This window comes from Mycobacterium sp. 852014-50255_SCH5639931 (genome assembly GCF_001665605.1).
GTDB lineage: Bacteria > Actinomycetota > Actinomycetes > Mycobacteriales > Mycobacteriaceae > Mycobacterium > Mycobacterium paraffinicum.
The window spans coordinates 41,501-63,467 of record NZ_LZSV01000017.1 but is presented as its reverse complement, the minus strand read 5'-3'; the positions used below and the strand labels follow the sequence as shown (position 1 = coordinate 63,467).

Below are 21,967 nucleotides of genomic sequence, written 5' to 3'. Positions count from 1 at the left end.
CTACGCGACTCCGGGATTGCGCTGGTCACCCGGGAACCCGTCGGCGACAATGGCCGCCAGCTCGGTGAGCGCCTCGCGGGTCGACCGCTTGAGCCGGTCCAACTCGATTTCGGCGCCCTCCTCGAGGTGCGGGTCGAACGGCACGATCTGAACCGCGCGGCAGCGGCGGGAGAAGTGGTCGACCACCTTGTTCATGTCGACCTTGCCCGTTCGCGACCGCACCCCGTTGATGACCGCGACCGAGTTGCGGACCATCTCCTCGTGGCCGTGCGCGTCCAACCAGTCCAGCGTCGCCGACGCGCTGCGGGCCCCGTCGATGGATCCCGAGCTGACCACGACGAGAACGTCGGCCTTCTCCAGTACCGACGACATCACCGAATGCAGCAGTCCCGGGCCGCAGTCGGTGAGCACCAAGCCGTAGAACCGCTCCAGGACGTCCAGGACCCGGGTGTAGTCGTCGGCGCCGAACGCCTCCGAGATGGCCGGGTCGGTCTCCGACGCCAGCACCTCCAGCCCGCTCGGGCCCTTCGAGGTGTAGCGGCGGACATCGCTGTAGCGCTCGATGCTGCCGGCGTCGTGCAGCAGCTGGCGCACCGTCGCCGCCGTCTCCAGCGGGATCTTCTGGCTCAGGGTGCCGCGGTCCGGGTTGGCGTCGACCGCGACCACCCGGTCACCGCGGATGGAGGCGAAGGTGGCGCCCATGGTCGCGGCGATGGTCGTCTTGCCGACCCCGCCCTTGAGCGACAACAGCGCGATCCGGTAGCACCCGCGCAACGGCCGGTTCACCTGCGCCACCAGGTTGTTGTAGCGGGCGGCCCGGGGGCCCTCCCCGAGGTTGATCAGGTGGCCGGACAGTTCGTAGAGCAGTCGCCGCCAGCCTTCGGAGGGCGGCGGCTTGACGGGCCGCAGCAGCATGCCGGTGGACAGCTCCGGGTACGGCGTGTGCGGCAGCGGCTCCGGGCGCGGCGGGGCTTGCGGGGGCGGCGCGTCGGCCGGGCCCGTGTAGTAGGCGCCGTACGCGGTCGGGTCGACCCGCGGGATGCCGGTCACCGGGGTGGCGTCCCACGGCGGCATCCCCGCGGGCCTGGGCGTGGTGGGCGGCGGCGCCTCGCGCCGCTCGGGGCCGGGGACCCGCCGCTCGGTGCGGAATCCGGCGAAGGCGCGAGTCGGCGCTTCGCCGCCGTCGGCCAGCGACTCGTCAGCGTTTTCCGGCGACGGCGAGGCGGACAACTCCTGCGGAGGCAATTGCGTCGTCGGTTGATCGGGCGTCCCGACGCCCGTCATTGGATGGTCGGACACGTGCACTCCCCCTTGTTGTGTTACTTGGGTCGGTCGCTGCGGTCACCCCACGCCCGCATACGAATGCAGGCCCACAGTCACCAGGTTAACGAAGAACAGATTGAAGACCATGGCCACGAACCCCGCGACGTTGATCCAGGCCGCCTTCCTGTCGCGCCAGCCCGCCGTCGACCTGGCGTGCAGGTACGCGGCGTAAATCACCCACGCGACGAAGGACACGGTCTCCTTGGGGTCCCAACCCCAGTACCGGCCCCAGGCCTCCTCGGCCCAGATCGCCCCGAAGATGACCCCGAAGCCGAACACCGGGAAGGCGAAGATCGTGGTCCGGTAGGCGACGCGGTCGAGGGTCTGCGCGTCGGGAAATCGCCGGACGATCCGGGCCAGGGCGCCCTCGGCCCCGGGTTCGCCCAGCCGAGACGTACGCAACAGGAACAGGATGCTGGCGATGCCGGCGACCATGAACACCCCGGAGCCCAGGCTGACCACCGACACGTGGATGGGCAGCCAATAGGACTGCAGGGCGGGCATCACCGGCGCGGCGTTGGTGTAGAGCCAGCGGCCGGACACCGTGAGCAGGATCAGCACCGGCACCAGCAGGAAAACCCACAGCGGGCGGTACTGCGGGCGGCGCAGGACGAAGGCCCCGGCAAGCAGGGCGCACATGCAGGTCAGGTTGATGAACTCGTACATGTTGCCCCACGGCGGCCGCAGGGTGGCCAGGCCGCGCAGCACGATGCAGGCGAGCAGCAGCCCGATGCCGAGGTAGACGACGGCCAGCCCGGCCCGCCCCACCCGTTCGTCCAACGGCCGGCCGGGCGCCTCCTCGACGATGCCGGGGGTGAAGCTGTCGGAGGACACCGCACCGACCAGCATCTGCTCGCGCCGGTCGACGCGGCGGCCGCCGGCGTAGGCCAGCTCGAAGGCCAACAGCAACAGCGCGATGACGAGCGCCACCACGGCCGAGGTGAAGGCCCAGTCGGAGTACCGCGCCAAGCCGATGTTGACGTGCACCGTGTTCATTTGACGTCCACCTGAGAACTCCTTTTGGACGCGGGCGGCTTGGGTGACTGCGCCGCGCCGGGCTCATCCAGGCCGGTGAGCACCCGCTCGGTCAACCGCTCGAACTCGTCGCCCCAGCCGGAGTTGTCGGTGCGCGCCAGCCCGCCCAGTTCGACGTTCACCGTACCGGCCCCCGGGGTAAGCCTGACCCACACCCGGCGCCGGCGCACCAGCAGCGATACCACCAGGCCCGCCATCATCGTGATGGCGAAGACCAGCACCCAGGCCTGCCCGGGGTCGTGGGATACCTGCAGGTTGACGAACGGCACGGCGCCGTCGAAGCGGACGACGGTCCCGGCCGCCGGACCCTGGTCGATCCGCACCTCCTGCCCGGCGCGCAGGTTGACACGCTTTTCCCTGGTCAGCCTGCCCTGCTGGATCAGCCGCGGATCGAGCGTAAACAGCGATTGCGGTCGTCCGGTGTCCAGCCCGGTGTCACCGCGGTAGATGTCGACGGCCACCGCGGGGGCGTTCAGGGCCGGGAAGCGCGACGACAACAGCGTGCCGTCGAGCTGCTCGGTCGGCGCCAGCAGGCCCTGGATCGCGATCTCGTGCTGTCGGCGATCGGCGGCGTTGGGATAGCTGCCCGCGGGCGGGTCGATGCGCGCCACCCCCGACGAGAGCAGGGTCTGCGGGTTGTCGGGTCGCCATTGCACGGTCGACGAGCGCGTCTGACCGTCCGGGAAGGTCACGGTGAAGGAGGGTGCGTAGCCGTGGCCTTGCAGGTACACCCGGTCACCGCCGACCCGCAGCGGGTGGTTGACCTCCAATAGGTAGTGCCGCCAGCTGTTGGCCGCCAGATCGTGCCCGGCCTGGTAGTCGATGTCGGCGGCGAACGAGGTGGCCTGCCCGGACGGCAGGTAGTGCGCCTGAAAGTCGTTGACGCGTATGCAGATCGGGTTGAGCGACGTGCCGTCGACGGTGTTGCCGGCGCGGAACGAGTCGAATGCGGCCGGCGAGGCCGAGCAGAAGCCCGGGCCGGAGTCGGCGATCACGATGACGTTGCCCTCGTATCCGAACAGCTTGCCGACGGCCACCGCGACCAGCAGGCCCAGCAACGAGAAGTGGAAGGCGATGTTGCCGAACTCGCGCAGATAGCCCTTCTCGGCGGACACCTCGACGGCTTCACCGTCATGCCTGATGGCCGTGCGCCAGCCGCGCAGCCGGCCGGTGATCTGGTTCGCCAGCGCGTTCAGTTCGTCGGCGTCGGCTTCGATCTCGGCGCTGGCGTGCTTGGGCAGCCGGGCCAGGTTGCGCGGGGCGGCCACCGGGGTGGCGCGCAGGCTGCGGGCGTGCTCGATCATCCGCGGGGTCAGGCAGCCGACCAGCGAGACGAACAGCAGGACGTAGACGGCGGTGAACCAGAAGCTGGAGAACACGTTGAAGGCCTGCAGCCGATCCAGCCATGGCCCGATGACGCGGTGGGCCTTCAGGTAGTCGTCGACCTTGCCGGCGTTGAGGCTGCGCTGCGGCAGCAGCGCCCCGGGGATCGCTCCCAGCGCGAGCAGGAACAGCAGCACCAGCGCGGTGCCCATCGACGTCAGCGCGCGCCAGGTGTTGCGGGCCCAAGCGAGAACTTGCCTCAAATCGGCAGCCTCACGTCGGACACGAAGGCGTCGCGCAGCCACGAGACGAAGTCGTTCCACGCGCCGCTGACCAGCAGCGCACCCACCGCGATGAGCAGCGCGCCCCCGAAGATCTGGATGGCCCGGGTGTGGCGGCGCAGCCAGCCCAGCGCCCCCACCGCGCCCGCCGAGCCGAAGGCCAGCAGCACGAACGGGATGCCCAGCCCCAGGCAGTACGCGATCACTAGCGTGATCCCCCGAGCCACGCTCGCGCCGTCGGTGGCCGAGGCCACGGTGATCACCCCGGCCAGCGTCGGCCCCAGGCACGGCGTCCAGCCCAGCGCGAACACCGCGCCCAGCAGCGGTGCCCCGGCGACCGTCGTCAGCTGCCGCGGGCTGAACCGGGCCTGGCGCTGCAGGGCGGGAACGAGGCCGACGAACACCAGCCCCATCACGATCGTCAGCACGCCACCGACCCGTTGCAGCAGCAGCTGGTTGGTGATCAGCGCCGTCGTCATGCCGAGGACGGCGACGGTACCCAGCACGAACACCGTGGTGAATCCGGCGACGAACAGCGCCGCCGAGCCCGCGACCCGCCACCGCGCCGACGGTGGGGCCTTGATGGCGCCGGGCGGCGGCTGCTCGTCCACGCCCACGACGGCGGCCAGGTAGGACAGGTAGCCGGGTACCAGCGGCACCACGCAGGGCGAGGCGAACGACACCAGCCCCGCCAGCAGGCACGCGCCGAGGGCCACCAGGAGCGGTCCGGCGGCGGCGATCTGGGTGAACCCGCTCACTCCTGGGCCACCTTCTGCACCACGGGCTGCAGGTCGGCCGCCAGCAGTTCGCGCAGGAATACCGCCGCGACCCGGTGCTGACGGTCCAGGACGAGCGTGGACGGGATCACGGTGGTCGGGTACTTGCCGCCGAACGCGATCAGCGTGCGCATCGCCGGGTCGTAGATGGAGGGGAACGTCACGTGGCGGTCGTTGACGAAGTCCAGCGCTGCCTGCCGGTTGCTGTCGCGCACGTCGATGCCGAGAAAGGACACCCCCTTGTCGCGGGTGGCGTCGTACACCTGCTGCAGTTGGCTGACCTCGGCCCGGCATGGGCCGCACCACTGCCCCCAGATGTTGATGACGACGACGCGGCCGGCGAAGATCGGATCGTCCAGCGACAGCGGGTGAGCGGGGTCCGCCAGGTCCGGCCCGGACAGCGGACCGGGGTGGCCGCGGCCGGACGGGGGGTTGTAGTAGATGTCGGTCTTCCCGCCGGGCGAGACGAATTCGAACGTGCCGCCCTGCGCCACCGCGTCGCGACCGGAAGAACAGCCGACAACCAGGGTCGTCAGTACGACCCCGGCCGTCGCCAGTCGCCGCATGATCAAGCGCCCGCCGGTTCCTGGTACTCGACGTCGACCAGCCGCTCCCCCTCGTACACCAGGGTGGTGATCGAGCACAGCCCGCACTCGCGGCGCCGCGGGTCGTGCCACAGCCGCCGGCCGGTCAGGTGCAGCCGCAGCGTCCACACCGGCAGCTGATGGCTGACGCATACGACCTCGCTGCCGGCTGCGCGGGCTCGGGCCTTGTCCACCGCGGTCGCCATCCGCGCCGCGATCTCGGCGTACGGCTCGCCCCACGACGGGGTGAACGGATTGCGCAGCTGCCACCAGACCCGCGGGTCGCGCCAGGCGCCGTCGCCGGGGCCGACGCGGCGGCCCTCGAAGAAGTTCGCCGATTCGATCAGGTCGTGGTCGGTGTCCACGGCCACGTCGTACTTGGCGGCGATGGGCGCGGCGGTTTCCTGGGCCCGCTGCAGCGGGGAGGCGACCACCGCGACGATGTCGCGGCCGGACAGCGCATCGGCGACCGCGGCCGCCTGCTCACGGCCCCGGTCGGACAGGTGGAACCCGGGCAGCCGGCCGTAGAGGACGCCGCTGGGGTTGTGCACCTCGCCGTGGCGCACGACGTGGATGCGGGTTTGCTCGGCCATCAGGGCTTGTCCTCCTGGGCGGCCGCGCGGGCCGCGTTGGGCAGGGCGTCGGCGATCCGGTCGAACGCCGTGTCGTCCAGCGCCGCCGAGACGAACCATGCCTCGAAAGCACTGCAGGGCGGGTAGACGCCCGCGTCCAGCAGGGCGTGGAAGAACGGCGGATAACGCCACGTCTGGCTGGCCCGCGCGGACGCGAAGTCGGTCACCGGCGCGTCGCCGAAGAACACGCTGAGCATGTTGCCCGCCCGCGAAAGTTGGTGCGGCACAGCGGCGCTGGTCAACGTCTCGGAGAGCAGGCCGGCCAGCCGGTCGGCGTTGGCGTCCAGCGCGGCGTAGACGTCGGCGTCGGCGGCGCGCAGCGTCGCCAAGCCGGCGGCCACCGCCACCGGGTTGCCCGACAGCGTGCCGGCCTGATACACCGGCCCCAGCGGCGCCAGCCGCTCCATCACCTCGGCGCGCCCGCCGAACGCGGCCGCGGGCAGTCCGCCGCTCATCACCTTGCCGAAGGTGAACAGGTCGGCGGCGACGGGATCGATTCCGTACCAACCACTTCGGCTGACCCGGAAACCGGTCATCACCTCGTCGACGATCAGCAGCGCGCCATGCTCGGCCGTGATCGCGCGCAGCCCGGCGTTGTACCCGGCCGCGGGCGCGACGACGCCCATGTTGCCCGGGCTGGCTTCGGTGATCACCGCGGCAATCTGGTCGCCGAATTCGGCGAACACCCGCCGCACGGCGTCGATATCGTTGTACGGCAACACAATCGTGTCGGCCGCCGCCGCGCCGGTGACCCCGGGCGAGGACGGCAGACCCAGCGTCGCCACCCCGGAGCCCGCGTCGGCGAGCAGCGCATCGGCGTGGCCGTGATAGCAGCCGGAGAATTTGACGATCTTGGGCCTGCCGGTGAACCCGCGGGCCAGCCGGATCGCGCTCATCGTCGCCTCGGTGCCGGAGTTGACCAGCCGTATCCGTTCGACCGGCGCCACCCGCCCGATGATCTCGGCGGCCAGCTCGCTCTCCGACGGCGTGGGCGCGCCGAACGACAGCCCATGAGACGCCGCCCGGACGACCGCCTCGACGACGGCGGGGTGCGCGTGGCCCAGGATCATCGGGCCCCAGGAGCAGACCAGGTCGACGTAGCGGTTGCCGTCGGCGTCGGTGAGCCAGCACCCGCGGGCCTCGGTGATGAAGCGCGGGGTCCCGCCCACCGCGGTGAACGCGCGCACCGGGGAGTTCACCCCGCCGGGGATGACGGCGCAGGCATCCTCGAACAACCGGGCCGACGCCGCCGTCGTCGCGGCGTGCGCGGTCGCCTGGTCACTGCTTCCCATGACAACCAGTGTCCCAGCCCCCGCGGCCGGTTCAACTACAGGGTGTAGCAGGAAGGGTTAGGCATCGCCTTGCCGCTCCGCTTGCTGCGCGGCCTGGAAGTCACGCCGGGCGGCCTCGCGCTCTCGTTCCGCGGAGCGCCGGTGCTCGTCGACGTCCCCGAGCCCCTCGTCGACCGCCAGCTCGTGCACTTCGGCGGCCCGCTCGTGCGCGGCGGCGGCCTCGTAGTGACGCTGCCGCTCCCGGCGGTGCGCCTCCTGATCCCGCTCATGCGCATGCTGGGCGCGGTCGGTCGCGCGCTCGACGTCTTCGCAGGTGACGGGCTTGCGCGCCGCCAAGTCTCGGCCCCTGAGCAGCAACTCCTCGGCACGCTGGGCCGCTTCGTTACCTGGCGAGTCGCCCATGTTCAGACACTAGACCCGATCGCAGCCAAGAGTTGGGTTGATACCCGGCGGCGCAGGCGAGTTGGATAGCGGTATGCAGATGCCGCAGGGGCTCGCCCGATTCAACCGTCGCGTCACCAATCCGGTTCAGCGGCTGTGGGCCGGCCGGCTGCCACCGTTCGCCATCGTCGAACACGTCGGCCGCCGCTCGGGCAAGCCGTACCGCACCCCGGTGAATGTGTTCAGCACAGATGTCGACGGCAAGCCCGGGGTGGCGATCCTGCTGACCTACGGGCCGGACCGGGACTGGCTGAAGAACCTGACCGCGTCGGGAGGCGGCCGCATGCGCCGCAACGGCAAGAGCTTCGGCATCGCCGAGCCGCGAGTGGTCACCAAGGACGAGGCGGCCCGGTATGTGACACGGGGCCGCTCGGTGTTCGCCCGGCTGCCGTTCGAGCAGGCGGTGATGCTCACCAGGACCGAGTGAGGTGGTGCCCGCACGCCCGGAAGGTCGTCAAGCCCCAGGAGTCGTCCGGCGGGCCCGCGCGCGCCGTTTGCCCTCGTGCATCGCGGCCACCCGGGCGACCGGAATCGCGCGGCCCTGCTCGATCAGATCGTCAGGCAGACGCTGCGGATCGGGCATGTGCTCGGCCCACGGGTCGCGCCCGGCAAGGGCATCGATCGCCGTGTGGATGGTGAAGTCGCCGGGGCGTGCGGAATCGAGATCCGACCAGGCGAGCGGAAAGGACACCGGCATGCCCGGGCGCAGGCGCGGGCTGTAGGCGGCGACGACGGTCGCCCCGCCGGTCCGGGTGGAGTCGACGAACACCTTCCCGGCGCGGTCGGCCACGATGAAAGCCGTTGTCGCCCTTCGCGGGTCGAGTGCTTCGACGCGGGCGGCGAGCGCCCGGGTAGCCGCCGCGACGTCGTCCACCGCGGCGGCACCGTCGACCGGTACGAAGACGTGAATCCCCTTGGCGCCGCTGGTCTTCACCGCGCCCGCCAAGCCGCTGTCGGCCAACGCCTGCCGGACCAGGTGGGCGACGGCGACCACGGCGGGGAAGTCGTCGTCGGCCGGCGGGTCGAGGTCGAGCACCAAATGGGTGGGCCGACGCAGGTCATCGGCCAGTCCGAGCGACGGGTGGTATTCGAGGGCGCGCTGATTGGCCAGCCAAAGCAGCGTCCGCAGGTCATCGCAGACGACATAGTGCACTTGGCGTTTCGATGCTTCAGCCCATACCGGGACGGTCCGCACCCAGGCCGGTGCGTATTTCGGCACGTTCTTCTGCATGAATGCGGCTTGGCCCCGCAGCAAGCGCAACACCGTGAGCGCGCGACCGGCCAGGACGGGCAACATTCGGTCGGCCACCGCATCCAGGTAGTCGATCAGGTCGCGCTTGGTGGCTCCGGCGTCCGGGCTCAGCGGCTGGTCCAGGTTGGTCACATCAACACCGGCGGGGCGCTCGTCGGCTGTCATGACACACCGACCGGCGGTCCACACCAGCCGCGACGGGACCGACGCCCCGCGGCGCGGTTCACGGCGTGGGTCACATAGCAGAACACTAGGTCATCGGTCGACTTGTTCAACCGAACGCCAGCTGGCGCAGCACACGCAGAAATACGTTTCGGTCGCTGGTGGACAGCTGCCCAAGCCAGCGCTCCTCGCCGCTTTGGATGTCGCGCTGGGCGGCACTCTTGATCGAGCGTCCGGCGCTAGTGATCGCAAGCAGGCGCGCGCGACGGTCATCGGGATCGGGTGAGCGTTCGATGTAGCCGCGCTCCTGCAGTTCGTCGAGGATGGGAATGATGCGCGTCTTGTCGGCGCCGATCGCCTCGGCGAGAGCCGCCTGCGTGCGGATCGGCGAGCCGTCAAGCGCGCTGAGAATGACGTAACCCCACATCGACAGGCCGTGCGCCGCCAGCACCGGCCGCTCGGCGGCCACGGCTTGACGGGTCAGCGGCACGAGCATTGCCGCAAGATCTGGACGCGTCGACTTTCGTGCCATGTCGTGATGATAGACATTGGTATTTTATATGCATTGTCATATTACCTACTATCGCTTATTATTTTATCCGCACCGGTACGGGCCTGCCATCTGACATAGGAGCTGTCCATGACCACAACCCAACCCGGCGACGTCCTGGCCAACGGTGAGGATGGCCGGTCATCCTCGGGTGGGGCGAAAGCGGCCGGCCAACCGCCGATCACGCCCGGCGCCGGACTCATCAGCACCGACTGGCTGCCGGGCCCGTCCGACTCAACCCGGCTCCCGGTTGTGGTGAGTTTCACCGACTTTCATACCGAATCCGAAAAGGACTGGCAGCAGGTCGCCGAACTCGGTATCAAGCTGGCGGAAAGCTGGCCGATCATGCACGGGGCGGTCGGGCTGTGGCTCTGGGGCAAGCCTGCGGAGCGGCGCGGCGGATCGCTATCCGTCTGGGACAGCAGAAGCGATTTACGCCGTTTCATCCGTTGGCCGGTGCACGCCGAAATCGTGAAGAATTGGCGGGGACGGGTGCGGGTGGAATCGGCGACTTGGACTGACGAGCGATTCGTCCCGACGGTGACATGGCGTCGCGCCGAGGAACACATGCGGATGCCCCGCCGCATGGCGCCCGGTCGGCAAAGCACCGACGATTAACGGCCCGAGGCCTCAGTTCCCTGCTCGCCCGCGGGGATCGCGCCGCGACTACCGATTCGGCCGCGGGCGCGGGCGGCGAAGTACACCCCGATCACCACCGCCCACGACAACAGGCTGAGCCAGAGCTGGCTGCGCGCCGAGCGGTCGAAGGCCATCTGCACCAGCACGGCCGTGATACCGGCCAGGGTGAGGATGGACAACACCGGGAAGAACCACATCTTCACCCGCAGCTTTTCGGCGGGGGTGCGGCGGCGCAGGACGATCTGCGAAAGCGCGATCAGCCAGTAGACGAACAAGATGATGGCGCCCGAGGAGTTGAGCAGGAACAGGAACACGGTGTTGGGCGCGACGCGCGCCATGATGACGCAGCCGAACCCGACCGCCGACGAGCACAAAATCGCGATGTGTGGAACACCACGCCCGCTCAATCTGACCAACCGTGTCGGGGCCTCGCCCCGCTCGGCTAGCACGAACAGCATGCGCGACGCGGTATACAGTCCGGAGTTCAGGCAGGACAGCACCGCGGTGAGCACCACGGCGTTCATCACCTGGTCCGCGCCACGCAGCCCCAGGTGGTTCAGCGCGGCCACGTATGGCGAGGCGCCGAGTTCCACGGAGTCCCAAGGCAATATCGCCACCAGCAGGAACACCGACCCCACAAAGAAGACGCCGATCCGCGCCACCACCGATCTCGTGGCCTTCTGGACCGCCAGTTCCGGGTCCCGGCTTTCCGCGGCGGCCACGGTGACGATCTCGGCGCCGACCATGGAGAAGATCACCACCACAATGGCGGCGAAGACGGCCCCGACGCCCTTCGGGAAGAAGCCGCCGTGCGCGGTGAGGTTGGCCAGCCCGCCGTGATGGCCCGGCACGAGTCCCAGCACGAAGGCCGTGCCCACACCGAGGAAGATCACGATGGTCGCGACTTTGATTCCGGCGAACCAGAATTCGAACTCACCGAAGGATGAGACGGAGAACAGGTTGGTCGCTGTCATCAAGACCATCAGGCACAGCGACAGCAGCCACAGCGGCGCGTGAAACCAGTAGTTGAGGACCTTCCCGCCGGCGACGGCCTCGAAGCCGACCACGATCACCCAGAAGTACCAGTACAGCCAGGCAACCGAGAAACCCGCCCAGCCGCCCAGCGCCTTGACCGCGTAATCGGCGAACGATCCGGTCGACGGGTCCGCGGCCGCCATCTCGCCCAGCATTCGCATCACCAGGACGATCAGCAGGCCGCACAGCGCGTACGTCAGAAACGCCGCGGGGCCGGTGTCTTTGATCACCACACCCGAGCCGACGAACAAGCCGGCACCGATGACGCCGCCGAGGGCGATCATGCTGAGCTGGCGCTGTGACAGCCCTTGGCGCAGTTGCGGAGTGCTAGCCATGCCGGTCGGTGCAGCGGTGATCAGTCGAGGCGGGTGGCCACCACCGACCACACCGGGAGGTGCACCCGGTGGTCTTCCAGCAGGGGGTCGATGACGCCCAGCCGGTGTACCAGCGGCCGCATCCGCTGCAGAATCTCGCCCTGCTGCTCGGACGCGAGCGTCTTCATGGCGTCGAACGTCTCCTTGAGGAAGCGGGCCTGGTAGGTCGTGCTGCCCAGGTAGTCGATGCGCCATCCGTTGGCGCCGAACACCCGCTCGAAGTTGTCGGCGGGTATGGCCGTCCACTGCAGGCCGTTGACGTTGTGGGGGCTGAATTCGAACATGTACAGCCGCGCCCCGGGCCTGGTGGCCCGGTGCAGCGCCTGCGCGTACCGCGTCTGGGTGTCCTCGTCATTCAGGAACACGTGATAGAACGCGCTGTCCACCACCGTGTCGAATCGACCCTCGAAACCCTCTAGCCTGGTGGCGTCGGCCACCTGGAAATCGACCTGGACCCCGGCCCGCTCGGCGTTGCGCTTGGCGCGCTCGATAGCCGAGGGGGAATCATCGATCCCTGTTGCCGAATATCCATGCGCTGCAAAGTGAATGGCGTGATACCCGGGGCCCGTGCCCGGATCGAGTACGTCGCCGCGGATCCCGCCGTATGCCACCAACTGCTGCACGGCCGGCTGGGGGCCGCCGATGTCCCACGGAATCCACCCGTCGGTATGTTCTGCCTCGTCATACAGCGGCTCGAAACCGGCGACGTTCCCGTCAGTCATTGCCTTCTCGCTTCCTCGCGACTCCCGACGGGAACGACACTAGTGCGAAGTCAGCTCAAAGATGTAGGTCTTGCTCGCGGATCAGTGCCGTGGCGAGCACGCTGATGACGGCCGTCGCCACCAAGTACCCGCACGCCAGCCATGGCGCACCGCCGAGGGCCGCGATGAGCGCGGTCACGATCATCGGAGTAACGCCGGAGGCGTAGATGCCCGAGAACTGATACACGAACGACAGACCGGTGTAGCGCGTGCTGGTGGGATATAGCGACGAGTACAGCGTGCCCTGCGCCCCGTAGAACAGCGCGTGCACCACGCCGAACACGACGATCAGCGCCACCGCGAACCAGACCAGGTTCCTGGTGCCGAACAGCGCGAAGGCGGGGAACGCCGCGATGCCGTAGCAGGCCACGCCGGCCAGGTACACCCGGCGGGCGCCGAACCGGTCGGTCAGCGCCCCGGACACGGGCAGCAGCACCGCCATCAACAGGGCGGCGATGGTCACCACGACGAGTACCGACACCCGGTTGAAGCCCAACGCCCCGGTGGCGTAGCTGATCGCGAAGACGCCCCAGGTGTTGAACGCCGAGCCTTCGGCCCAGCGAGACAGCAAGCCCAACACGGTGTTTCGCCGCGAGCGGGGTTCGCGGACGATCTCGCGAATGGGCACCGTGGCCGTGGCCTCGAGCTCACGCAGCTCGCGGAAGGCCGGTGTCTCCTCGACCCGCAACCGCACCACGACTCCGATCACCACGAGCACCAGGCTGAGCAGAAAACCGATGCGCCAGCCGTAGGCGAGGAAGCGGGCCGGACCCAAGGCGATTTGCAGGAACGCGAAAATCCCTGTACCCAAAGCCAATCCGAGCGCCAGTCCGATCTGCGGGATCGCCCCGAAGCGGCCGCGCCGGCCCTTTGGGCTGTGCTCCACGGCGAGCAACACGGCACCGGCCCACTCGCCGCCGAGGGCGAATCCCTGCAGGATCCGCAGCGCCAACAGCAGCAGCGGCGCCCACACCCCGATCTGCGCGGCGGTGGGCAACACCCCGATCAACGCCGTGGCGACGCCCATGATCAGCATGGTCAGCGCGAGACTGCGTTTGCGACCGATCCGGTCGCCGATGTGGCCGAAGACCAGCCCGCCGACCGGCCGCATGACGAACCCGACGGCGAATGTCGCGAAGGCCAGCAGCGTGCCGACAAGTGAGCTCTCGCTGGGAAAGAAGACCTTGTTGAACACCAGGCCCGCCGCGGTCGCGTAGAGGAAGAAGTCGTACCACTCCACGGTGGTGCCCAACAGGCTGGCCGCGACGACGATGCGCAGCCGCCCGCGTTGCTGCGCTGCGGACTCTTCGACCGCGCGGGCGCTCGCGTTGAGGCCTGCGCCGGTCGCCGGCGCGGGCAGGGTGGCCGCCATGGTCTTAGTGGGCCGAGGCGACCGCGAACGGCGTCGCCGATGCCGGGTGCGGCTGGCCGTTGGGGCGGCGCCACAAGCCCATTCGCTCCAGCAGCGGCAGGACGCCCTCGCCGAACCAGTAGGCCTCTTCCAGGTGCGGATATCCCGACAGGATGAAGTGCGTGATGCCGAGTTTGGCGTATTCGGCCAGCCGTTCGGCGACCTCGGCGTGCGACCCGACCAACGCGGTGCCCGCTCCCCCGCGGACCAGCCCCACGCCGGCCCACAGGTTGGGTCCGACCAGCAGCCGGCTGCTGCTTCCGCCATGCAGGTCCAGCATGCGGCGCTGGCCCTCCGATTCGCTGCGGGCCAGGCTGGCCTGCACCCGCTCGACGTCGGCCGGGTCGACGGCGGCCAGCAGCCGGTCGGCCTCGGCCCACGCCTGCTCGGACGTTTCGCGGCTGATCACATGAATACGCAAGCCGTACTGCAGGATTCGGCCGGCGTCCCCGGCCAGCCCACGGATCCAGTCGAGCTTCTGCGCGACCGCCGAAGGCGGCTCACCCCAGGTGAGGTAGACGTCGCTGTGTTTGGCGGCGACCGGGCCGGCGGATGCCGACGATCCGCCGAAGAACACCGCCGGCACCGGATCGGGCGGATTGTTCAGCTGCGCGCCCTCGACGCGAATGTGCTCTCCCGCAAAGGTGACCGGCTGCGATGAGGTCCACAGTTGGCGGACCACGTGCAAGAACTCGGCGGTGCGCGCGTAACGCGCCTCTTTGTCGAGAAAGTCCCCGTAGGCCCGCTGCTCGTGCGGTTCGCCGCCGGTGACGACGTTGAGCAGCAGCCGCCCGCCGGAATGCCGCTGGAAGGTCCCGGCCATCTGGGCGGCCAGGGTGGGGCTCAGCAGCCCGGGCCGGAAGGCGACCAGAAACTTCAGCGTCTCGGTGGCCTCGACCAGCATCGCCGTCGTCAACCAGGCGTCCTCACACCACAATCCGGTGGGGGTGAGCACCGCCTCGAAGCCATTGTCTTCGGCGGCCGCACAAATCTGGTGCAGGTACTTCAGCGTGGCGGGCCGGTCCCCGGACATCGGCGTCCCGTGTCCGCCCGCCACCAGGTTCCGGGAATCACCGTAGGTCGGCAGAAACCAATGGAACGCCAGACTCATCCTCAATCCTCTTTCACTCCACGACGCCAGGCACGAAAGCTCCATCCTGCGGAACTTGCGTCCGGCACGGGAGGGTTGAAACCGTCGAGATTGCATCCCCGTCCGGAAGTGGTGGCGCCGCGGCGGGAGGCGTCCTGCCGGGGAATCGACCTAACCCGCCCCATACCCGTCTTTTCTCCTCTGGCACAAGGGAATAGCAGCGCGCGGCGATACCGGTAGGCGTCGCAATGATGGCCGTAGCACGGTGGCGCAACTCGGCCGCTAGACCCGCCCTCCGGTGCACCACAGGTAACCGGTTCATGACCGATCGGTCACGCGAGATCACACAAATGTTCCATTTCGGCGTGGCTCGGGCAGGAATGCCCGGTCAGCGCGGCATTATTGCGATCATGCCTGACCTGACACGCCGGGCGGTGCTGAGGGGAGCCGGCACCGGCCTGGGAGCCGCTGGCGTGTTCGCGTTAAGCGCCCTGCTCGATCCGGTCAGGCCGCTAGCCGCGACGTTGCCGCAGGCTCCCGCCCCGTTCGAGCCGTCGGCGGCGAGCAGCAACCTCCCGACCAAGCTCACGGGTTCGTTCGTCTCCGCCGCCCGCGGGGGGGTGAAGACGAATTACGTGATCGCGCTGCCGCCGGGCCAAACCGGGATGCTGCGACCCGTGATCGCCCTGCACGGCAAGGACGGCGACGCGAACATGATGCTCGATTGCGGCGCCGAGAGGGGCCTGGTCCAGCTGGTCAAGGAGGGCAAGCCGCCGTTCGCGGTGGTGGGCGTCGACGGCGGCAGCGACTCCTACTGGCACAAACGGGCCGACGGCACCGACTCCGGCGCCATGGTGCTCGACGAGCTGTTGCCGATGCTGTCCTCGATGGGTTTCGACACCTCCCGGGTGGGCTTCATGGGCTGGTCGATGGGGGGTTACGGGGCGCTGCACCTGGGCGCCAAGCTGGGGCCGGCGCGGACCGCGGGGATCTGCGCGATCAGTCCGGCGCTGTATACGTCGTTCGCCGACAGCGCCCCCAAGGCGTTCGACAGCGATGACGACTTTACGCAGAACAGCGTGCTGGGCGTGCCGGCGTTGTCGCAGATTCCGCTGCGCGTGGATTGCGGCACTTTCGACCGGTTCTATTCGGCCACCCGGCAATTCGTGAATCAGCTGAAGACGCCGCCGGCGGGCAGCTTCTCGCTGGGCGGCCACGACATCGTCTACTGGCGGGCGCAATTGCCCGGCGAGCTTGCCTGGATGGCGTCCTAGCGGAGACCATGAGCGTCCGGCCGAACGAACTCCCCACCCGTCCCGAGGAGCGGGCGGTGAAGCGGACCGGATTTCGCCCCGACATCGAGGGCTTGCGGGCGGTCGCGGTCATCGCGGTCGTGCTGTACCACGCGGGCATCCCGGGGGTAACCGGCGGCTACATAGGCGTAGACGTGTTCTTCGTCATTTCCGGGTTCCTCATCACCGGGCTGCTGGTCCGCGAAGTCAATGACACCAATACCGTTGCGCTGGGCCGCTTTTACGCGGCGCGCGCCCGTCGCCTGCTGCCGGCAGCGGCCGTCGTCGGCGTCTTCACCGCCATCGGTGCGGCCGCCGTGCTGCCGCCGCTGCAGGCGCGCAGCGTGTTCCTCGACGGCATCGCCAGCGCCCTCTATGTCGGCAACTACCGGTTTGCCACCCAGGGCACCGACTACCTGACCGCGCACCTGGCGTCGCCGTTCCAGCACTACTGGTCCCTGGGCGTGGAGGAGCAGTTCTATCTGGTCTGGCCGGTCCTGATCATCGGCACGGCCTGGCTGGTGCGGCGCGTCCCGGCGCTGCGGGGCGCGGCGCCGTACGCGGTGGTCCTGGGAGTGGTCGGGGCGGCGTCGCTGGCGGCGGCCGTGCTGTGGACCCGGACGTCGCCGCCCTGGGCGTTCTTCTCGCTGCCGACCCGCGCCTGGGAACTGGCCGCGGGTGGCCTGGTGGCCCTTTCGATCCGGCACTGGCGTCACCTGTCGCTGCTGACCGCGTCGATCGCCGGATGGGGCGGCCTGGCGCTGATCCTGCTGACCTCCACGCAGCTGGACGCCCGGACCCCCTACCCCGGCACCGCCGCGCTGCTGCCGGTCCTCGGCACCGCGCTGGTCATCGGCGGCGGCAGCGTCACCCGCGGCCTGGGGGCCGGTCGGCTGCTGTGCCGGCCGGCGATGCGCGCGATCGGCCGGATCTCCTATTCCTGGTACCTGTGGCACTGGCCGGTGCTGCTGCTCATGCCGGCGCTGCTCGGTGAGCCCGCCGGCCTGCCGGCCAGGCTGACCGCGACGGCCGTCTCGGCGGGGCTCGCCATCATCACCCTGCACCTGGTCGAAAACCCCGGCCGGTTCGCCGCCGCCCTACGCCGGTCGGCGAAGGCGAGCCTGGCCGTCGCGGGCGCCGCCAGCGCGGCCGCCGCGTGCGCCTGCGTGCTGCTGCTGAATGTGATGCCGGTGCCGGTCGGTCACGGGATGGCCGCCCCGCGGGCCAACATCCTCGCGGTGCCTCCCACCGCCGCCCCCAACGTCAGCCCGCAGGAGGCCGCGGTGCGTGACGTCTTCGCGCAGGCCCGCGCGGCCGTCGCCGCATCGGCGAACCTGAAGGCCGTCCCCGCCAATCTGGATCCCCCGCTCGCCAAAGCGCCCGCCGACAAGGCCGCCGTCTTCGTCAACGGGTGTGTGCGCTCCTGGCGCGAAGTAGGGCAAAATGAGTGTGCTACAGGTGATTTCGCGTCTCCGACGACCGTCGCGTTGATCGGCGACTCGCACGCCGCCATGTGGGACCCGGCGTTCCAGCTGGTCGCCGAGCAGCGGCACTGGCGGTTGGAGACGCTGGCCAAAGTGACCTGCCCGCTGCAGGATCTGCACATCCTCAGCCCTTACCTGGGTCGCGAGTACACCGAGTGCGAGCAGTGGCGCGGCCAGATCATGGGCCGCCTGGCCGCCGAACACCCGCGCCTGGTCGTGGTCGACATGAGCCGGCGCTACGGCGCGGACTTCAGCTTCACCTCTTACGACCCCACCTGGATCGACACCTTGGGCCGGACCGTGGCGCAGTTGCGCAGCAGCGGCGCGGCGGTACTGATTCTGGGGCCCGCCCCGGATCCCCGTTCCTCCGTGCCCACCTGCCTTTCCGCCCACCTCGCCGACGCCGGCGCCTGCGCGCCGGCGCGGTCCGCCGCGGTCGACGACGACGGCATCGCCGCCGAGCGGGCGGCAACCACGGCCGGCGGCGGCCAGTACGCCGATCTCACCGACTTGTTCTGCACCCCCGACCGCTGCCCGACGATCGTCGGCAACACGCTGGTGTTCCGCGACGACAACCACGTGACGACCGAGTACGCGCAGTTGCTCGCGCCGGTGATGGGCGCGCTGGCAGATCGCGCCCTGGCAGGCGGGTGAACGGCAATGAACTTCTGGTGGTCGACGAACGTCATATCAGCAAAGGGTTTTAGGAGGTTGTGGGGATGACTCCGCTGCTGCTGGCCTGCATTACGGCCGCCGCTCCGATCGCCGGGTTCGGCTTGCTGAACTTGCAAGCCCGCCTGGAGCGATGGGACTACGAACGGCACGCCGAGGACTGAACCCGGGTCGTAGCTCCGCGTAGTGGCAGGCGGAGTTACGCGCTTTCGCTGATGTTTGCCACTCACCGTCCCTGCATGCTGGCTAACATGATCGACATTCATTCGTCGGCGGACACGCCGCTGCTGGACTGGAGCGAGCAGAGCGTGAGCGAGCTGCCCACAGGGACCGTGACATTGCTGCTTGCCGACGTGGAGGGCTCCACCCGGCTGTGGGAGACCCAGTCCGACGCCATGACGACGGCGCTCGAGCAGCTGAATCAAACCGTGAACAATCTCGTCGCCGACCACGGCGGGGTCCGGCCCGTCGAGCAGGGCGAGGGCGATAGCTTCGTGGTCGCCTTCGCGCGCCCCAGCGACGCCGTCGCCTGTGCGCTTCAACTTCAACTAGCCGTGTTGCCGCCGATCCGGATCCGTATCGGCCTGCACACCGGCGAGGTCCAGCTGCGCGATGCGGGCAACTACGCCGGACCCACCATCAATCGCACGGCGCGGCTGCGCGACCTTGCCCACGGTGGGCAGACCGTGCTGTCCGGTGCCACGGAACCGCTGGTGCTCGACCGGTTACCGGCCGATGCCTGGCTGACCGATCTGGGCGTCCACCCGTTGCGCGACCTGCCGCGGCCGGAACGCATCGTGCAACTCAATCATCCCGGCCTGACCAACGACTTCCCACCGTTGCGCGGGGCGAATGACGTTGCCAATGGCCATCTTCCGACACAGTTGACCAGCTTCGTCGGCCGTGGCACGCAGATCAGCGACATCGGACAGATCTTGCGGGACAACAGGTTGGCGACCCTGACCGGCGCTGGGGGTGTCGGCAAGACACGGTTGGCGGTGCAGGTCGCCGAGCAGGTTGCGGACGCGTTCCCCGGCGGGGCCTGGTTTGTCGACCTGGCTCCGGTCACCAATCCCCTCGTCGTGCCGGTCACCCTGGCGCGCACCTTGGGTCTTGCCGACCAGCCGGGCCGCTCCACCATGGAGACGGTGTCGAAGTTCGTTCGAGACCGCAAAATGCTGTTGGTACTGGACAATTGCGAGCACCTACTGGACGCCAGCGCGGCTCTGGTCGTGGCGCTGCTCGATGCGGGCCGGGATGTCACCGTGCTGGCGACCAGCCGGGAGCCGATCGGCGTCGCCGGAGAACTGACCTGGCGCGTGCCGTCACTGTCGGTCGACGGCGAAGCCCTCGAATTGTTCGTCGACCGCGCCCGCCGCACCAGACCGGATTTCCAACGCACCGAGGATAATTCGTTTACCATCGCCGAGATCTGCCGGCGCCTGGACGGCATGCCGCTGGCGATCGAGCTGGCGGCTGCGCGGACCCGCACCCTGTCGCTGACCCAGATCGTCGACAGCCTCCATCACAACTTCCGCCTCCTGGCCGGAGGCGCGCGCAACGCGGTTCGCCGCCAGCAGACGCTGCGCGCTTCCATCGACTGGTCCCACGCCATGCTCACGGAACCCGAACGCATCCTGTTTCGCCGTCTGGCAGTGTTCATGGGCGGGTTCGACCTGGACGCCGCCCACGCCGTCGGCGCCGGCACCGACGTGGAGCAATTCCAGCTCATCGACCTGCTCGGGCTGCTCGTCGACAAGTCGCTGATCGTCACCGAGGAAATCGACGGCATGATGCGCTACCGGCTGCTGGAGACCGTCCGCCAGTACGGCCTGGAAAAGCTGGCCGAGTCGGGCGAGGCCGAGGCCGTGCGCATTCGGCACCGCGATCACTACACCGGCGCTGCAGTGGCATTGCAAGCGCGGATGCGCGGCGACGGGACGCCGTTGGTCCCGTGGGCCGAACTCGAGATGGCCAACCTGCGGGCGGCCCACTCGTGGAGTTGCGACGCCGGGGAGTTCGAGCCGGCGTTGCAGCTCGTCTCGGCCCTGCAGCGGCTATGGGTGACGCGCGCACGGTTCCGCGAAGGCGTGGCGGGGTTTGAGGCCGTCTTCGGCGACGAGCGGTACCGCGACGCCGACGTCGCGCCCGGGGTCTGGGCGCGGGCGGTCGCCGACGCGGGTCTGCTGGCGGTCTGGTTCTCCGCCCCATTCAGCCTGCAGCGCGCGGAAGAAGCCCTGGCCGCCGCGCGCCAGCTCGACGATCAGGAGCTCGTCGTGCACACCCTGCTGACCTGCGGGATGCTGGCGATGAATGACGCCGAACTGGTGGGGTCGTATTTCGCCGAGGCGGCCGATCTGGCTCGCGCTACGGGCGATCGTGCGGCGCTCTACCACGTGCGCGCCTACCAGTGCTTCGTCGGCAACGTCTCCGGTGATCCCGTCCCGTCGCAGGCCGCCGGCGAGGAGGGGCGAGCCCTCGCCGACGCGCTCGGCGACAGCTTCATGTCTCGGTACAGCCGGGTTTTCCTCAGCGGTGCGCTTGCCTTGCAGGGCAAGCTGGCCGAGGCTCTGCAGGTATCCAATTGGCTGGTCGAGGAGGCGCGCGCCGCCGAGGACCTGCCGATGGAGACTTTCGGTCTGATGACGCTGGCACAAGCGCTCGCCTTCACCGGCGATGCCGCGGCTGCCCGGGCCGCGGCGCAAGCCGCCCTCGAAAACGGCGCAGCCATGGGCGGTTTCCACGAGGACACCGCGTACCTGGCACTGGCGAATGCGGCGCTGGCAAGCGGCGACTTCGCGGCGGCCAAGCAGGCCTGCGATGCCGCCTGGGGGCACACCTCTGACCTGAAGGAACTGTTCGTCAGAAGCTTGGTGCCGACGGCCGAGGCGACCATGGCCTGCGGCGACCTGGTTGCCGCCCGCCGCTGGGCGGACGAAACGGTGGCGTCGGTTCCAGGATGTCATCAGGTGAAGGCGCTGACGGCGCGCGCCTCGATTGCCACCGCCCAAGGTGAGCTCCAACAGGCCGAGCGCGACCTGCACGCGGCCATCGAGTCCGCCGAGGGTACCGGGAGGTACCTGCAGATCCCCGACACTTTGGAACGCCTGGCAGCACTGGCCACCGAAGCCAATCCCGAGCACGCCGCCCGGCTTCTGGGTGCAGCCCACGGCATGCGGCAGCGGCACGGCGAGGTACGCTTCGAAGTCTTTCAAGCGGACTTCGACGCGGCGCTGGCCCAGGTACGAGAAACCTTGGGTCCCAAACCTTTCGACACCGCATGGTCCGAGGGCAGCGCGCTGTCCACCGCCGAGGCCATCAGCTACGCGCAGCGGGGCCGCGGTGCACGCGGGCGACCGGCCAGCGGTTGGGAGTCGCTGACGCCGACCGAGCTCGACGTCGTACGGCTCGTCGGCGAAGGGCTGCCCAACAAGGACATTGCCGCGCGGCTGTTCGTCTCGCCGCGCACCGTGCAGTCTCATCTCACGCACGTCTACACCAAGCTCGCCGTGTCATCGCGTGTGCAGCTCGCTCAGGAAGCGGCCCGGCACGGCTAGG

The 21,967-nt window shown here is 69.3% G+C and carries 19 protein-coding genes; 5 read left to right on the top strand and 14 right to left on the bottom strand.

Annotation, left to right across the window (positions count from 1 at the left end; all coding sequences use genetic code 11):
• From A5758_RS10055 to A5758_RS10020, 8 genes are read right to left on the bottom strand one after another with little or no spacing between them, the layout of a single operon-like run.
• The gene (locus A5758_RS10055; RefSeq protein WP_231987272.1) at positions 1-1,299 is read right to left on the bottom strand and encodes a MinD/ParA family protein; all 1,299 of its coding nucleotides are present in this window, start codon (positions 1,297-1,299) and stop codon (positions 1-3) included.
• A 42-nt stretch (positions 1,300-1,341) separates the two neighbouring features.
• Positions 1,342-2,319 (bottom strand): c-type cytochrome biogenesis protein CcsB, encoded by a 978-nt coding sequence (ccsB, locus tag A5758_RS10050; protein WP_067212988.1) that lies wholly within the window; start codon positions 2,317-2,319, stop codon positions 1,342-1,344.
• On the bottom strand, positions 2,316-3,893 hold the full coding sequence (locus tag A5758_RS10045; RefSeq protein ID WP_067739539.1) for a cytochrome c biogenesis protein ResB: 1,578 nt from the start codon (positions 3,891-3,893) through the stop codon (positions 2,316-2,318). Before A5758_RS10045 ends, ccsB begins: the two co-directional genes overlap by 4 nt.
• Positions 3,894-3,940: 47 nt before the next feature.
• Positions 3,941-4,720, bottom strand: a complete 780-nt coding sequence (locus A5758_RS10040; RefSeq protein WP_067739537.1) for a cytochrome c biogenesis CcdA family protein — start codon at positions 4,718-4,720, stop codon at positions 3,941-3,943.
• The gene (locus tag A5758_RS10035; protein ID WP_067739535.1) at positions 4,717-5,304 is read right to left on the bottom strand and encodes a TlpA disulfide reductase family protein; all 588 of its coding nucleotides are present in this window, start codon (positions 5,302-5,304) and stop codon (positions 4,717-4,719) included. The genes A5758_RS10040 and A5758_RS10035 overlap by 4 nt, the downstream gene beginning before the upstream one ends.
• A gap of 2 nt (positions 5,305-5,306) precedes the next feature.
• Positions 5,307-5,915: a histidine phosphatase family protein gene (locus tag A5758_RS10030; protein WP_067212977.1), complete on the bottom strand. Its 609-nt coding sequence runs from the start codon at positions 5,913-5,915 to the stop codon at positions 5,307-5,309.
• Positions 5,915-7,246 (bottom strand): glutamate-1-semialdehyde 2,1-aminomutase, encoded by a 1,332-nt coding sequence (gene hemL / locus A5758_RS10025; protein WP_067739530.1) that lies wholly within the window; start codon positions 7,244-7,246, stop codon positions 5,915-5,917. The genes A5758_RS10030 and hemL overlap by 1 nt, the downstream gene beginning before the upstream one ends.
• A 57-nt stretch (positions 7,247-7,303) precedes the next feature.
• Positions 7,304-7,648 (bottom strand): hypothetical protein, encoded by a 345-nt coding sequence (locus A5758_RS10020; RefSeq protein WP_067739528.1) that lies wholly within the window; start codon positions 7,646-7,648, stop codon positions 7,304-7,306.
• Positions 7,649-7,721: 73 nt separating this feature from the next.
• On the opposite strand from A5758_RS10020, the gene A5758_RS10015 reads away from it, so the two are divergent.
• Positions 7,722-8,114: a nitroreductase family deazaflavin-dependent oxidoreductase gene (locus A5758_RS10015; protein WP_067739526.1), complete on the top strand. Its 393-nt coding sequence runs from the start codon at positions 7,722-7,724 to the stop codon at positions 8,112-8,114.
• 27 nt (positions 8,115-8,141) lie between these two features.
• On the opposite strand, the gene ligD is transcribed toward A5758_RS10015, so the two are convergent.
• Both ligD and A5758_RS10005 read right to left on the bottom strand, forming a co-directional pair.
• Positions 8,142-9,104 carry a non-homologous end-joining DNA ligase gene (ligD, locus tag A5758_RS10010; RefSeq protein WP_067739524.1) on the bottom strand — a complete coding sequence of 321 codons (963 nt, stop codon included), beginning with the start codon at positions 9,102-9,104 and terminating at the stop codon, positions 8,142-8,144.
• A 106-nt stretch (positions 9,105-9,210) separates the two neighbouring features.
• Positions 9,211-9,597, bottom strand: a complete 387-nt coding sequence (locus A5758_RS10005; RefSeq protein WP_369816415.1) for a MarR family winged helix-turn-helix transcriptional regulator — start codon at positions 9,595-9,597, stop codon at positions 9,211-9,213.
• A gap of 144 nt (positions 9,598-9,741) precedes the next feature.
• Here A5758_RS10005 and A5758_RS10000 point away from each other — a divergent pair, with 144 nt between their 5' ends.
• Positions 9,742-10,269, top strand: a complete 528-nt coding sequence (locus tag A5758_RS10000; RefSeq protein ID WP_067739520.1) for a hypothetical protein — start codon at positions 9,742-9,744, stop codon at positions 10,267-10,269.
• Here the strand turns inward: A5758_RS10000 and A5758_RS09995 are convergent.
• Genes A5758_RS09995 through A5758_RS09980 form a run of 4 tightly spaced genes read right to left on the bottom strand, consistent with a single transcriptional unit; the run spans position 10,266 to position 14,982 of the window.
• The gene (locus A5758_RS09995; RefSeq protein WP_067739518.1) at positions 10,266-11,660 is read right to left on the bottom strand and encodes an amino acid permease; all 1,395 of its coding nucleotides are present in this window, start codon (positions 11,658-11,660) and stop codon (positions 10,266-10,268) included. The genes A5758_RS10000 and A5758_RS09995 overlap by 4 nt on opposite strands.
• Before the next feature lie 20 nt (positions 11,661-11,680).
• A complete protein-coding gene (locus A5758_RS09990) occupies positions 11,681-12,421 on the bottom strand; it encodes a class I SAM-dependent methyltransferase (protein WP_156622574.1) in 741 nt (246 codons plus the stop codon).
• Between the two features lie 55 nt (positions 12,422-12,476).
• Positions 12,477-13,832, bottom strand: a complete 1,356-nt coding sequence (locus A5758_RS09985; protein WP_067739516.1) for an MFS transporter — start codon at positions 13,830-13,832, stop codon at positions 12,477-12,479.
• Between the two features lie 4 nt (positions 13,833-13,836).
• The gene (locus A5758_RS09980; protein WP_067739514.1) at positions 13,837-14,982 is read right to left on the bottom strand and encodes an LLM class flavin-dependent oxidoreductase; all 1,146 of its coding nucleotides are present in this window, start codon (positions 14,980-14,982) and stop codon (positions 13,837-13,839) included.
• A 389-nt stretch (positions 14,983-15,371) separates the two neighbouring features.
• Between A5758_RS09980 and A5758_RS09975 the strand changes: the two genes are divergently transcribed.
• The 3 genes from A5758_RS09975 (at position 15,372) to A5758_RS09965 (ending at position 21,966) form a co-directional block, all read left to right on the top strand.
• Entirely contained in the window at positions 15,372-16,235 is an 864-nt protein-coding gene (locus A5758_RS09975) for an alpha/beta hydrolase family protein (protein ID WP_304441255.1), read from the top strand.
• A gap of 8 nt (positions 16,236-16,243) precedes the next feature.
• A complete protein-coding gene (locus A5758_RS09970) occupies positions 16,244-18,391 on the top strand; it encodes an acyltransferase family protein (RefSeq protein ID WP_067739512.1) in 2,148 nt (715 codons plus the stop codon).
• A 257-nt stretch (positions 18,392-18,648) separates the two neighbouring features.
• Positions 18,649-21,966, top strand: coding sequence for a LuxR C-terminal-related transcriptional regulator (locus A5758_RS09965; RefSeq protein WP_067739510.1), 3,318 nt, complete (start codon positions 18,649-18,651; stop codon positions 21,964-21,966).
• The last annotated feature ends 1 nt before the right edge of the window (position 21,967 follow it).

Excerpts from the sequence above, each read along its gene's own strand:
- ccsB (WP_067212988.1), bottom strand. The coding sequence starts at position 2,319 with ATGAACACGGTGCACGTCAACATCGGCTTGGCGCGGTACTCCGACTGG.
- A5758_RS10045 (WP_067739539.1), bottom strand. The coding sequence starts at position 3,893 with ATGGGCACCGCGCTGGTGCTGCTGTTCCTGCTCGCGCTGGGAGCGATC.
- A5758_RS10035 (WP_067739535.1), bottom strand. The coding sequence starts at position 5,304 with ATGCGGCGACTGGCGACGGCCGGGGTCGTACTGACGACCCTGGTTGTC.
- A5758_RS10030 (WP_067212977.1), bottom strand. The coding sequence starts at position 5,915 with ATGGCCGAGCAAACCCGCATCCACGTCGTGCGCCACGGCGAGGTGCAC.
- hemL (WP_067739530.1), bottom strand. The coding sequence starts at position 7,246 with ATGGGAAGCAGTGACCAGGCGACCGCGCACGCCGCGACGACGGCGGCG.
- A5758_RS10020 (WP_067739528.1), bottom strand. The coding sequence starts at position 7,648 with ATGGGCGACTCGCCAGGTAACGAAGCGGCCCAGCGTGCCGAGGAGTTG.
- A5758_RS10015 (WP_067739526.1), top strand. The coding sequence starts at position 7,722 with ATGCAGATGCCGCAGGGGCTCGCCCGATTCAACCGTCGCGTCACCAAT.
- ligD (WP_067739524.1), bottom strand. The coding sequence starts at position 9,104 with ATGACAGCCGACGAGCGCCCCGCCGGTGTTGATGTGACCAACCTGGAC.
- A5758_RS10005 (WP_369816415.1), bottom strand. The coding sequence starts at position 9,597 with ATGCTCGTGCCGCTGACCCGTCAAGCCGTGGCCGCCGAGCGGCCGGTG.
- A5758_RS10000 (WP_067739520.1), top strand. The coding sequence starts at position 9,742 with ATGACCACAACCCAACCCGGCGACGTCCTGGCCAACGGTGAGGATGGC.
- A5758_RS09995 (WP_067739518.1), bottom strand. The coding sequence starts at position 11,660 with ATGGCTAGCACTCCGCAACTGCGCCAAGGGCTGTCACAGCGCCAGCTC.
- A5758_RS09990 (WP_156622574.1), bottom strand. The coding sequence starts at position 12,421 with ATGACTGACGGGAACGTCGCCGGTTTCGAGCCGCTGTATGACGAGGCA.
- A5758_RS09985 (WP_067739516.1), bottom strand. The coding sequence starts at position 13,832 with ATGGCGGCCACCCTGCCCGCGCCGGCGACCGGCGCAGGCCTCAACGCG.
- A5758_RS09980 (WP_067739514.1), bottom strand. The coding sequence starts at position 14,982 with ATGAGTCTGGCGTTCCATTGGTTTCTGCCGACCTACGGTGATTCCCGG.
- A5758_RS09975 (WP_304441255.1), top strand. The coding sequence starts at position 15,372 with ATGCCTGACCTGACACGCCGGGCGGTGCTGAGGGGAGCCGGCACCGGC.
- A5758_RS09970 (WP_067739512.1), top strand. The coding sequence starts at position 16,244 with ATGAGCGTCCGGCCGAACGAACTCCCCACCCGTCCCGAGGAGCGGGCG.
- A5758_RS09965 (WP_067739510.1), top strand. The coding sequence starts at position 18,649 with ATGCTGGCTAACATGATCGACATTCATTCGTCGGCGGACACGCCGCTG.